Genomic DNA, 12,497 nt, shown 5'->3' on the forward strand with positions numbered 1-12,497 from the left:
ACTCAGTAGATGAATTTGAGGAGAGGCAATGAAACTCATCAGTCATGATTTACAGGACGGCGAGAAGCTGCCCAGCCGTCATGTTTTCAACGGCATGGGCTACGATGGCGACAATATTTCACCACATCTGGCGTGGGATGATGTCCCGGCAGGAACGAAAAGCTTCGTAGTCACCTGCTACGATCCCGATGCGCCAACCGGCTCCGGCTGGTGGCACTGGATTGTGGCGAATCTGCCTGCTGATACCCGCGTTTTACCGCAGGGTGCAGGTTCCGGTCAGGCAGAGTTGCCCAGCGGGGCGATTCAGACCCGTACCGATTTTGGTCAGACCGGATACGGCGGCGCAGCGCCGCCGAAAGGTGAAACCCACCGCTATATCTTTACCGTTCATGCGCTGGACGTGGATAAAATTGATGTCGACGAAGGCGCAAGCGGCGCGATGGTGGGCTTTAACGTCCATTTTCACCGTCTCGGCAGCGCATCAATTAGCGCGTTGTTTAGCTAACGATCCTGAAAGCGGCGCACTGCGCCGCCTCCGGGCAGAAATACGCGCGCAATATCTCATACGGTTTTATCATCACGTGTTTACCTGGCTATTTTTATCAGTTCAAGAAGACAAACCGCATTAATATCCATCGTTATTTCTGTTGACCAGTTGCGCACGATGAATTCATCATGAACGCTGAGCGTCGGCTCGGAACGTAGGGTAATGTAACGCATGGTCTCTTCATCCCGGTCATAACGCGTAGGATGCAGGCCATATTGATGGTATAACGCACCATTTTTCTGATCAAAAACCCATTTCTTTATTCTCCAGATACCCGGTTCACCCAAATCAAGCTGGATAGTAAAGCGCTTGCTGTAATCATTCAGAAAATGTTGTTGCACTGATAATAAGGGGTTAATGGTCACGGCATTGAGTAATAACAACTGCCGGGTATTGCCAGTACGAGTCGCGATCCAGTCAGATCCCGTATCACAGATAACGCCATTTAGACGTTCTTTTATAGAAACAATGTGAAATACCGGCCTTTTCGTCATACCGCTGAAGAATAATGAAAGACTATTATTGTTGATCGTATTACTGACGCAAACCTCTTTTTGCTGTTCAGAATTAAGCCATAAACCGACCATCACCACCTCCTCAGGAAGTGAAAGCAACATATCCATCAACAGAGCGCCGCGGAAAAAGGGCCCATTAATCATTAAAGTATTACCGGTAAGCGTACTCCATGACTGGAGATAAAGCTGGCAATGAAGATTATGTTTTTTTAACAGCTGGATGATCTCGTCAATCTGAACTTGTGCAACTTTATTATTTTCAAGCGGTTTAAATTCGGGTGAATTTAACTGGTCATCATGTTCATTAGAAATGATGGAAAATGCAATAAATTCGATTTCCTTTAGTAGCTCGACAGGTGGAAGACTCACACCGTTTTTATCATTAAACCAGGCCAGACCGACACTCGCATTAGGGAGCAAATCACGAATTAACTGCAATTGTTTTTGCGTCATTTCGCAAGAAATCTCCCCATTACACATTGAATACTCAAGGAGAAATGACCAGCCCCGCAGATACTCCTCGCCGAGCAACAGGAGGCTATGAAGAATAAACTCTTCAATCCTCGCTATTCTTTCGCTGATCGCAGAAAGTCTGACAACAAGTTGCAGGTTCATTTTTTTCAGGAAATTTAATGCGATATCAAGATTGCTCCATGGAGACCATGTTGGATTTAACTCCCCAGTATGAATATTCTGTAATGGGAAAATTTCTTCGAGCGGATCGTTAATTTCTACTTGTATATTCTTCAATCCTGAACTCAGGCAGATCAATTGCTGTTGAACGTGCTCTTTCAGTAATTCTGTAAAGCTTCCCACGGCGATCACGTAGCACCGGGATTTGACCTTATCAATTTCACCGGAGAAAGAGGGAGTAATCCGTTCTATTTTGAGATTGAGCTCCTCTTTATGGTCCAGTTGGTTAGTTGCTGAAGATGCCTGGGACAGGAGTGAAAAAAGCATAACAGAGCTGACTTCCCGAGTTTTCGGCATTTCCATCGAAATTGATTTATCTATTGCAGGAACAATAGCACCGGCCTTGACGCCTTTGCGCCAGTCGCCGGGGGTTAATCCATACCGTTCACGAAATAGCAGAGAAAATCGATGCATTGAGCAGAATTTATTATCGCTGACAATTTGGCTAATCGGACGAGATGTTAAAGCGATCTCTTTCACAGCGTGCTCAAAACGGAGTTCCGTCAAAAATGTACGGAAATTCTGACCCACTTCGGCAGAAAACTGACGGGATAAGTGAGCGCTGGTAACGTGGAGCAAAGACGCTATCAAATTTAACGAGATATCTTCCTGATAGTGTTCCCTCATCCATGAAACCGCTTTGCTGATTCTTAGACTCAACCGGTTTGCCTGGTGAACAGGGGCTGACGACTTAAAATATCTCAGCAGAAGGCATACGATATCCAGTAGAAAACGAATGGCCTCCAGACGCCAGGTTTCGCTGTTTTGTTTAAGCCAGAGCATAGCAACATTTTTAACTCGTTCGCCGATCATGGCCGCCTGCTCCGGGAACCGATGTGCATCAATACTAAAATTAAACGGATTAAGCCCTCCGGGCCGATTAAATAATAAGAATGGTGATATGCTTATGATAATTATAATATTATCCCTTTCTCCCGACACCCGAAATGCGGTATTGAAGTTGATAATCTGAGCCTCATTATCCCGAAGCACCTGCCCCGCTTCACCAGCTAAATTGAGCACAACTTCTCCACGCAGAATTAAAATAATCTGGAGCCGGTTCTCCGGGGGAAAACTCTGACTAATGACGTTCAGAAACTGCAAAGAAAATTCCTCTGCCAACTCACTCATAGTGATTTTCCAGTTGGATAACATTTGAAAACAAAATATCAAAAGATCATACTGAAAATTTTGATTTAGCCTGGAAAACCCTCATAAACATCACAAAAAAGCAATGGGTATATGCCATTAATCGACCTTTTTTTAGTCAGTTGGATATTTCATCATAACAGCGTAAATTCTGATCCACTTCTTAAGGAGTATTCTTATGACTTTACAGGAATTTATCGACTGTAACGCCACCAGATATTCGGAGTTACGCAGGGATATACATCAGCACCCTGAAATTGGCCTCGAGGAATTTCGTACCAGCGAGATTGTCGCTAACCATCTGGAAAGCCTGGGCTATGAAGTTTGTCGTGGAATGGCAAAAACGGGGGTTGTCGGTACTTTACGTGTCGGGAACGGAGACAAGGTGCTGGGGATCCGCGCCGATATGGATGCTCTGCCAATGTGTGAAACTAGTGGAAAAGCATGGCAAAGTGTTGTCGATGGTAAGTTTCATGGCTGCGGTCATGATGGCCACACTGCCACTCTACTGTTTGCGGCCGAATGGCTGGCAAAAGAAAAAAACTTTAATGGTACGCTGCATCTGATTTTCCAGCCCGGGGAGGAGCTTCTTTATGGCGGGAAAATGATGCTTGATGATGGCTTATTTGACCGCTTTCCCTGTGATGCTATTTTCGCCCTGCACAACATGCCAGGCTGGCCGCAAGGAAGCTTCCATTTCCGTAAAGGAGCGATGCTCTCATCATGTGATACTGTACAAATTGATATCAAAGGAACCGGTGGTCATGGCGCAATTCCGGAAAAAACCGTGGATTCGGTGGTAGTCGCCTGCTACGTGGTTACAGCTTTACAAACCATTATTTCCCGTAATATCACCCCTTTTCAACCCGCGGTAGTTACCGTCGGCACGATTCAATCCGGTACAGTTGCCAATATCATCAGCGACATTGCCACGCTGAAGCTCAGTATCCGCACGCTCGATCCTGATGTACGTACTCAGGTACTTAAACGCGTCCATGATATTGCTGTCAGCCAGGCTGAAAGTTTTGGCGCGACAGCCGATGTGCTACATCTGCAAGGAAGCCCGGTATTAGTCAACAATCCAGAGATGACTGATTTCGCTGTTAATGTCGCCCGGGGAATATTTGATGATTCATTGATCCATTCTGATGCATCCCCGGTGATGGCAAGCGAAGATTTTGCATTTATGCTTGAAGCCAACTCCAATGGCGCATATTTCTTTATTGGTGCGGGCGAAGGTTGTTCTGTACACAATCCAGGATATGACTTTAATGATGAAATAATGAAACCAGCAGTAACTTTCTGGGCAAAACTAGTTGAACAGTTTCTTAAATAAGTAAGACATAGCTTATATTTCTGGCCGCGGCAAATAAAAGAAGGAACAATCTTATTCACCGTAGACTCTCTTAAGCAATCATATCGCTCCTGGTATATGCCTGAACTTTCAAATGCCTGTTTCCTGGCTATATCGACCATTTCTTGTAATCAGCCTGAACAAGTTGATAAGGGATCTGATATTTTCCGCCACGGTACATACTGAATAATTTTTGCATATACATCCAGATTGAGCAATGCATATAAATTATTATAAAGAGGAATACATGGAATCAAATAAAAAAGAATATCAGGGTAATGCCCGGTTAATTCTCGGCATAGTCCTGTTAGTATTAACCTTCTGGATGTTTGCACAATCGATGCAGGCAGCCCTGATACCTATCATTTCAAAAGATTTTGGCATTATGAATGATCCAGCAAAAATGGATTTATTAAATTTTGCTGCATCAATAACACCTCTATTTTCCGCAGCATGCATCGTTGCTGCCGGCGGTCTGGCCGACAGATTTGGTCGAATGCGTTTCGCTTTTATTGGCGTAGTATTGAGCGTTTTGGGTTGCATAATTATTGCTCTTTCACCTAACGTTGAAATACTGATTGTAGGACGCGGCATTCAGGGATTATCAGCAGCATGTATTATGCCCTCAACTATCGCGCTAATGAAAACGTACTTTGAGGGAAAAAAACAGGCTACAGCCCTTACCTGGTGGTCAGTTGGTTCATGGGGAGGTTCCGGTTTCTGCGCCATTTTGGTTGGTCTTATTGAGCCCTCGTTTGGCTGGCAGGCCATTTACTGGCTTAGCGCTGTCGTCGCGATTATTGGCCTTCTGTTGATGGCCGGAACGCCAGAATCCAGGGCTGCGGCGACAGATAAAAAATTTGATAGTCAGGGAACGCTCATTTTTATCGCATCATTGATTGCGCTTGTCCTGGCCGTTTCTAAAGGACGGAGTTGGGGTTATGGTGATATCCGCTTTATTGGGTCTATGGTATTTGCCGTCATCGGTCTCATTTGTTTCTATTTTATTGAGAAACGCGCTCCGGCAAGAGGCATTGCCCAGTTGGTTGATTTCTCACTCTTCCGCTCACGCGGCTATTTCGGCGCCACCTTATCGAACTTCCTGCTAAACGCTATCGCAGGAGCTATGGTTATCGTAAATATCTATATGCTGCAAGGACGCGGACTTAATACCAGCGAAGTAGCAACAATGACGATTACCTACGCGGTGGCGGTGCTCGCCCTACTTCCTGTCGGTCAGAAAATCCTGTTTATCTTTGGCAGCAGGTTACCGATGATTATCGGGACGGTAATCACTTTTTCAGGGGTTATTCTGATGTCGATGACCAGCGTAGAAGACCTGGCGGTCTATAAAATTCTGGTGATGGCAGGCTACGCAATGTTTGGTCTGGGGCTGGGTATTTATGCTACCCCCTCCACCTATACCGCCGTCTCCTCCGCTCCGCAGGAAAAAGCCGCAGTGGCGGCAGGAATCTATAAACTAGCCAGCTCGTTAGGCGGTGCGATGGGAGTGGCATTATCGCTGGCGGTATATTCAGCATTTGATGATATCAATCAGGCAGGTTTCGCAGGATTATGGTTGAATGTGGGCTTCGGTATCCTTGCCCTTTTATCGATCCTGTTTGTGATTCCAAAGCAGCAAAAAACGTTAGCGCCGAAAGCTGTCTGATCAACCGGTACAGCGTGTTTCGTAATGACCTGTGCCGCGATAATTTTTATCCGACAACAAATATGTCGGCCCCGGGGAGGCCATCCTCCTGGGGCGGACACAAAAAACAACGATGCTTTAGCATTGTTCGGAAAGCACGGCGGGCAGCAGCCGCGCCAGATGACGCGTCGCCAGAAGTTCAATAGCGGTTTCAATATCCGGAGCGAAGAAACGGTCTTCGGTATAATGGGCGACCTTTTCGCGCAGCAGGCGACGCGCTGTTTCCAGCAGCGGACTGCTGGTCAGTCCTTCACGCATATCCAGCCCCTGTACGGCGGCCAGCCACTCAACCGCCAGCACTCCGCGGGTATTCTCCGCCATCGCCCACAGACGACGACCAGCGGCCGGGGCCATGGAAACGTGGTCCTCCTGGTTGGCGGAGGTCGGCAGGCTATCCACGCTGTGCGGGTGCGCCAGCGCTTTGTTTTCGCTGGCCAGCGCCGCCGCCGTTACCTGAGCGATCATAAAGCCGGAGTTAACGCCGCCATTTTTCACCAGAAACGGCGGCAGTTGCGACATATGGCTGTCCATCATCAGGGCGATTCGCCGCTCCGACAATGACCCTATTTCGGCAATGGCCAGCGCGATATTATCCGCCGCCATCGCCACCGGCTCGGCGTGGAAGTTACCGCCGGAGATCACATCGTTTTCGCTGGCAAAAACCAGCGGATTGTCGGATACCGCATTGGCTTCAATCAGCAGTACCTCCGCCGCCTGGCGAATCTGGGTCAGGCAGGCCCCCATCACCTGCGGCTGACAGCGCAAGGAGTACGGATCCTGCACCTTGCTGCAGTTATGGTGCGATTGTGAAATGGCGCTGTCGTCGGCCAGCAGATGGCGATAGAGCGCTGCGGCGTCAATTTGCCCGCGCTGACCGCGTGCTTCATGAATGCGCGGGTCAAACGGGCGACGCGAGCCAAGCGCCGCTTCAGTGGTTAATGCCCCGCAAACCACCGCGGAAGCAAACAGATCTTCGGCTTCAAACAGACCGCGCAGCGCAAACGCCGTCGAAACCTGGGTGCCGTTAAGCAGCGCCAGCCCCTCCTTCGCCGCAAGACTGATTGGCACAAGCCCGGCCAGGCGTAACGCGTCCATCGCGGGAAGCCATTCACCGCCCCGCACGCGGGCTTTACCTTCGCCAAGCAGGGCTAAAGACATATGCGCCAGCGGCGCGAGATCGCCGGAGGCCCCGACCGAACCTTTCGCCGGGATCCATGGCGTCACGCCCGCGTTAACCAGATCAATCAACGCCTGAATGACGCTCAGGCGAATCCCGGAGAAGCCGCGCGACAGGCTGTTAATTTTCAGCACCATAATCAGGCGCACCAGGTCATCATCCAGCGGTTCGCCAATTCCCGCCGCGTGGGATAGCACCAGCGAACGCTGGAGATTTTCCAGATCTTCAGTAGAAATGCGCGTTTGCGCCAGCAGGCCAAAACCGGTGTTTATACCATACGCGGTTCGGCCTTCCGCCAGAATCGCATTCACACAAGCAACGCTATCATCAATAGCCGCAATAGCGCGTTCGTCGAGGAGGAGCTTCAGTGGCTGACTGTAGACATCGCGCAGTTGCGACAGGCTAAGCTGGCCCGGAATCAATGTTAACGCGTTCATTTAGCATGCTCCTGGATTGCCGCCGACCTCGGAAGAGGCAAACCTTATTTTACTCCGCACTTGATAGCGACAACGTATCCCGCTTCGGCATGGCGCGCGATGCCTGTTGCCAGAGCGTGGTGCAGAACACGGACAGTATTGATTTTGCGACATCGGGGAAACCTCCTGACAATTTACGTTAGGCATATAGATACACATACTTGTATATACAATAGCATGCAAGCCAGGATTTAACAGAGATGATGCATTTTTGTTATATTGCGTCAGCAATCACATTTTACTGATCGTCATAGAGATCAAGACGTAAAAGCAGACGTACATAGCGCCACTGCAGCGTGACAGCTTGACAAACGGAGAATGTGGGAAAGAATGCCGGGCTCGGATCTTGCCGCTGCTGCAATGCACATCGGTAGCGATGGCGGCAGGAACGCATCGCATCCGCAGTACGATTTAGAGCACATATGTTATTTCTTTGTGATCAATCGGCGCGCCGGGGGCTTGCCACTGTGTAAAGAGCGCAACTTTTTTACGCAACATCTTCCCGTTTCGCTTAACTTGGTATAAAACAGCAGGCTTTAAAGGAGTTATACCCGTCATCGTTCGAGTTGCCTGTAAGCCTGGCCGCACCGGTTCCGCCTGGTGGTCGCGTTATCTGCGTACAGCATGCAGAATGAGAGAGCAGATGTCTCTCAACGCAGGCCTGCGCGCCGTGCAAAGACGCCTGAAGCGTTTTTGTCCTGAAACTTGAATGGGTCAGGGTATATCTATTTGACTGATTTTGCCTGGAGCAACATGAACACACTATCCGTTTCCCGCCTGGCGCTGGCCCTGGCCTTTGGCGCGACGTTGTCCGCCTGTAGCTCAACGCCCGCCGATCAACAGCCCTCAACGCAGACAGCGCCGGGCACGGCTTCTCGTCCCATTTTAACCGCCGATGAAGCAAAAAACTTTTTACCGGCGAGCTATTTCCAGTCACTGGATCCTAACGCAGCGGTCTGGCGTCCGTCTGCAATCAGCCTCCCGGCAAAACCTGACTTTATCGTCGGGCCCGCGGGAACGCCGGGCGTGACCAATACCAGCATTCAGGCGGCGGTGGATGCCGCAATTACTCGCCATTCCAGCCGTCGTCAGTTTATTGCCATCATGCCGGGTGACTATGCCGGCACAGTGTACATTCCGGCCGCTCCTGGCTCCCTGACGCTTTATGGTACTGGCGAAAAGCCCATTGATGTGAAGATCAGCGAAGCAATCGATTCAGAAATGGATCCCGTTTCCTGGCGTCGCCAGATTAATCCGGGCGGAAAATATATGCCGGGTAAACCCGCCTGGTATATGTTCGACAGTTGCCAGAATAAGCGTACCGCCACCGTTGGCGTGATGTGTTCTGCGGTATTATGGTCGCAGAACAATGGGCTACAACTGCAAAACCTGACCATTGCCAACAACCTCGGCGACAGTGTTGACGCGGGAACCCATCAGGCCGTGGCATTACGTAGCGATGGCGATCAGGTACAAATTAACAATGTGAATATCCTTGGCCGACAGAACACTTTTTTTGTGACCAACAGCGGCGTACAAAACCGCCTGCAGGATAATCGTCAGACCCGTACGCTGGTGAGTAATAGCTACATTGAAGGCGACGTCGATATTGTTGCGGGCCGCGGAGCCGTGGTGTTTGATAATACCGATTTCCGCGTTGTGAACTCCCGCACCCAGAAAGAAGCCTATGTGTTCGCGCCGGCCACGCTCAAGAGCGTGACCTACGGTTTCCTGGCGATAAATAGTCGCTTTACCGCTTCCGGTGATAACGTTGCCCAACTGGGGCGCTCTCTGGACGTTGACGGCAACACCAATGGCCAGGTTGTGATTCGCGACAGCGTGATTAACGGGGGTTTTAATGTAGCCAAGCCCTGGGCTGATGCCGTCGGTTCAAATCGCCCGTTTCGTGGGAATACCGGAACGGTGGATGACAAAGGTAACCTGCAACGTAACCTGAATGATACAAACTTCAACCGCATGTGGGAATACAATAACCGCGGCGTGGGAAGCGTTGTTGTCGCAGAACCGAAGCAGTAATATCGCGAATCTGGGGGAGTGTGACTCCCCCTTAATCCCTCCGCGATAAATCAACCTGGCACAGATTCGCGCACGGCTCACAGTCGTGCCTCGCAAATAAGCGTCTGAAATAAACAATCTCCTGTCGCCAACAGCACGGTAATTTGAAATATGACGGATTTAACGCCACGACTGGAGATATAATGTTGCGCAGGAATTGGGGCCAATTCCCAAATATGGGTACGCGCTTTAGCCTGTGTTCCCGATACCGTTCAGTTCCACACGCGATATTGGCGGAAAACCTCAGGATACCGTGTCTCCCTGGACTATCAGACAGACGAACAGCCATGTATCGCGGCATTCTGTTTTGCACGCAACAGCGCCATGGTTCTCAACCGTCTGTATAATGATGGATCTTGTTGCATAATCAGTTTGCGCACTAAGGAGTTCCGTTCTCTATAAATCAGTTTATCACTCACCCTCAATTCCCGAGAGATCTCTTTAATTGACAAACCTTCCAGTAAATGGAAAACAATTTGTTGTTCTCTCAGAGTAAACAAGAAATAATTGTGATACCTTTTTTTGTTTCCGGTGATAATAGAATGACAATGTATCAAAAACAACTCCATTCGCCCTTTAATAACTGAAAGCTCGTTACGTCCTCCCAGATGTAACATTGACGTTTTATCAGGACTGTACATATCGACAAAAAATAAAACGTTACTGAATACAACTCTTTTATCATCCAGCCATTTAGCAGAAAAAATAATATCATTTTCAAAAGGCTTGCTACGTGTTTTACTGGTATCAACAAATCTTAATGAGAAGGGAATAAAATTTACATATTTATCAATGAGATGAAATGGAATATCCTCTTGTAACTCACGTTTTAGTTCAGATGACAAGAGTAATTCTTCAAAAACCGAATGTACCGCAATACCATCATATACATTTTTTGTCAGATAAATAAACTTATAGCGTAGCAATGATGAGTTAAAGCCCAGCATAGTAATATCTCTCATTATTGTAAATTAACACGCTCCACGCCGTAATCATCAATCCAAATAAAAGACTTTATATTTTCATTCACCGCAACTAATTTCCCAAGAGATATATCCAGCGAAGAAAATGGAGAGATAATGCCATCGGAAGGTAAATTCTTTATCTCTTTACCGCTTTGTAATGTAATTTTCGATAAGGTATAATGAAATGGTGATTTATTCTCTATACGAATACACATTTCATTACCACAGTGTACTTTCAATGTTTTAATTTTTTCAATCTCACGCTCAACATCATATTGCGCCAGGGACTGCGGGCGGTAAAATATTTTAATACGCGTGCGAAAGGCCATTTGCAACATGGCCTTGCCCTCTTGAGCATTCGTTTTCTGCGGGATCTCTAATGCATTCAGCCAAAACAACGATTCTTTATTATCAGGTAACGTATTTTGATTATTAATCAACTGGAGCCGCACGACGCGAGAATTATGACCATTCAGTCGGAATATGGGGGGTAAAATCATGAACGGCATCTTAATTGCCTCCGGTTTGTCCATAATATCACCCCGGTCAGTCCATAGTTGCATCAGAACCGCATTATCACCTTCATTCTCAATTTTAAATGATACGTCATGCTCATTTTCATTCAGAATCAGCCGCGTAAAATTAATATATGTTGCTGAGAATGTCGATGAACAAAAGAATAGCAACAACGCGACAGAAAAAAGCTTTGTAAAAAAAATCATAATGCGGTTCCTGATCACAACTTTTATTTATAAATTAACGTAAACGTGACCGCTCCATTAACATTTCCGGAAGACACACTCTCTTCAGTTTGATATAGCCCTGCCCGTAATGGCACTGTATAGGTTGCATTCTCGAGAGAGGGATCATAATCAGTTAACAAATAGGATGTATTAAATGATATCGGTACATCCTGATCATTCAATAACTGAAGACTGACCCCGCTGGCCGTCGATGTCGCACTGCTGGCAAATACTCCCTGAGAGTTATCGATTATCGACGTTGTTGGTGTAAATTGATAACCGATACTGGCTAAACCTGACGGACACTTGGTAAATACCAGTGAAAAATCGGTCCTTGATGTAGTGTAGCCCACGCCCGTGAAACTTGCACGATTGGCTGGTGGAAGTTCCACATTAACATCAGAGGTTGTGCAGGTGCCGCCAGTCGTCGAAATAACCAATCCCCCGGCACGATACTGCGCAATCATATACGTACCACCACCGACAAAGACTGTGCCGCCATAAGTTTGATAATGGCGCATATACATCGGGTCGAAAATAGGGGTAGAACCTGCGGTTAATGTTGTCGCTGTTTTCACAAAGCGGACCTGTACATCAACACCAATATACCATGAATTAGGGCCATCGTAGCTCGCATTAAATAATTGTGAGGGCGTTTGATAAACGCCATTATTAATAGTCAGCGGGTACCAGTCACTGACCTGACCTTTAACGGTATAGCGCCATCGTGCGACATAACCTAAGCCCGTTTTAACCGTCGTGTTATAAACAGTATACGTTTGGCCATCAATCGACATCGTTCCCCAAATCGTGTATGGAGGATAGCCCTGAACCGCCATTGGTATCGCTTGATCCTGATACGCGGTCCTGTGGTTACAGGTCCATGCCGTAGGATCTGATGACGTCAACCAGGTGCCCAGTAGATCCCCTACCGCCGCATCTTTACCCACCTGCACTGTAGTCGAATCAAAAAGTTGATAGTAACCATTGGTTCTCTGGCAGTCGACCCATGTACCATCAGCCCTGGCAAAACCACTCGCTCCAGCGAAGACAAATAAGTACAAAACTAAACTCCGTACTATTTTTATCATTAT

9 protein-coding genes are annotated in these 12,497 nt (G+C 47.7%); 4 read left to right on the forward strand and 5 right to left on the reverse strand.

From position 1 onward, the window contains the following. Positions 1-28: 28 nt before the first annotated feature. The gene (locus FE839_RS09590) at positions 29-505 is read left to right on the forward strand and encodes a kinase inhibitor (RefSeq protein ID WP_138360608.1); all 477 of its coding nucleotides are present in this window, start codon (positions 29-31) and stop codon (positions 503-505) included. 80 nt (positions 506-585) lie between these two features. Here the strand turns inward: FE839_RS09590 and FE839_RS09595 are convergent, their stop codons facing one another. Further along, positions 586-2,886: a helix-turn-helix domain-containing protein gene (locus tag FE839_RS09595; RefSeq protein WP_171034856.1), complete on the reverse strand. Its 2,301-nt coding sequence runs from the start codon at positions 2,884-2,886 to the stop codon at positions 586-588. Positions 2,887-3,082: 196 nt separating this feature from the next. On the opposite strand from FE839_RS09595, the gene FE839_RS09600 reads away from it, so the two are divergent. Beyond that, entirely contained in the window at positions 3,083-4,240 is a 1,158-nt protein-coding gene (locus FE839_RS09600; protein WP_138360610.1) for a M20 aminoacylase family protein, read from the forward strand. A gap of 265 nt (positions 4,241-4,505) precedes the next feature. After that, positions 4,506-5,927 (forward strand): MFS transporter, encoded by a 1,422-nt coding sequence (locus FE839_RS09605; RefSeq protein WP_171034857.1) that lies wholly within the window; start codon positions 4,506-4,508, stop codon positions 5,925-5,927. A gap of 117 nt (positions 5,928-6,044) precedes the next feature. On the opposite strand, the gene hutH is transcribed toward FE839_RS09605, so the two are convergent. Next, on the reverse strand, positions 6,045-7,580 hold the full coding sequence (hutH, locus tag FE839_RS09610) for a histidine ammonia-lyase (RefSeq protein WP_138360612.1): 1,536 nt from the start codon (positions 7,578-7,580) through the stop codon (positions 6,045-6,047). Positions 7,581-8,372: 792 nt separating this feature from the next. Here hutH and FE839_RS09615 point away from each other — a divergent pair. Beyond that, entirely contained in the window at positions 8,373-9,656 is a 1,284-nt protein-coding gene (locus FE839_RS09615; RefSeq protein WP_138360613.1) for a putative acyl-CoA thioester hydrolase, read from the forward strand. 308 nt (positions 9,657-9,964) lie between these two features. Here FE839_RS09615 and FE839_RS09620 read toward each other — a convergent pair whose 3' ends face one another. Genes FE839_RS09620 through FE839_RS09630 form a run of 3 tightly spaced genes read right to left on the reverse strand, consistent with a single transcriptional unit; the run spans position 9,965 to position 12,494 of the window. Beyond that, complete coding sequence (locus FE839_RS09620) at positions 9,965-10,642, reverse strand: helix-turn-helix domain-containing protein (RefSeq protein ID WP_138360614.1); 678 nt, start codon at positions 10,640-10,642, stop codon at positions 9,965-9,967. A 14-nt stretch (positions 10,643-10,656) separates the two neighbouring features. Next, positions 10,657-11,382 (reverse strand): fimbrial biogenesis chaperone, encoded by a 726-nt coding sequence (locus tag FE839_RS09625; protein ID WP_138360615.1) that lies wholly within the window; start codon positions 11,380-11,382, stop codon positions 10,657-10,659. A gap of 23 nt (positions 11,383-11,405) precedes the next feature. Then, on the reverse strand, positions 11,406-12,494 hold the full coding sequence (locus FE839_RS09630; protein WP_138360616.1) for a fimbrial protein: 1,089 nt from the start codon (positions 12,492-12,494) through the stop codon (positions 11,406-11,408). Positions 12,495-12,497 lie beyond the last annotated feature (3 nt).

The organism is Klebsiella indica (assembly GCF_005860775.1).
GTDB lineage: Bacteria > Pseudomonadota > Gammaproteobacteria > Enterobacterales > Enterobacteriaceae > Klebsiella > Klebsiella indica.

Excerpts from the sequence above, each read along its gene's own strand:
- FE839_RS09600 (WP_138360610.1), top strand. The coding sequence starts at position 3,083 with ATGACTTTACAGGAATTTATCGACTGTAACGCCACCAGATATTCGGAG.
- FE839_RS09595 (WP_171034856.1), bottom strand. The coding sequence starts at position 2,886 with ATGAGTGAGTTGGCAGAGGAATTTTCTTTGCAGTTTCTGAACGTCATT.
- FE839_RS09615 (WP_138360613.1), top strand. The coding sequence starts at position 8,373 with ATGAACACACTATCCGTTTCCCGCCTGGCGCTGGCCCTGGCCTTTGGC.
- FE839_RS09625 (WP_138360615.1), bottom strand. The coding sequence starts at position 11,382 with ATGATTTTTTTTACAAAGCTTTTTTCTGTCGCGTTGTTGCTATTCTTT.
- FE839_RS09630 (WP_138360616.1), bottom strand. The coding sequence starts at position 12,494 with ATGATAAAAATAGTACGGAGTTTAGTTTTGTACTTATTTGTCTTCGCT.
- FE839_RS09590 (WP_138360608.1), top strand. The coding sequence starts at position 29 with ATGAAACTCATCAGTCATGATTTACAGGACGGCGAGAAGCTGCCCAGC.
- FE839_RS09605 (WP_171034857.1), top strand. The coding sequence starts at position 4,506 with ATGGAATCAAATAAAAAAGAATATCAGGGTAATGCCCGGTTAATTCTC.
- hutH (WP_138360612.1), bottom strand. The coding sequence starts at position 7,580 with ATGAACGCGTTAACATTGATTCCGGGCCAGCTTAGCCTGTCGCAACTG.
- FE839_RS09620 (WP_138360614.1), bottom strand. The coding sequence starts at position 10,642 with ATGCTGGGCTTTAACTCATCATTGCTACGCTATAAGTTTATTTATCTG.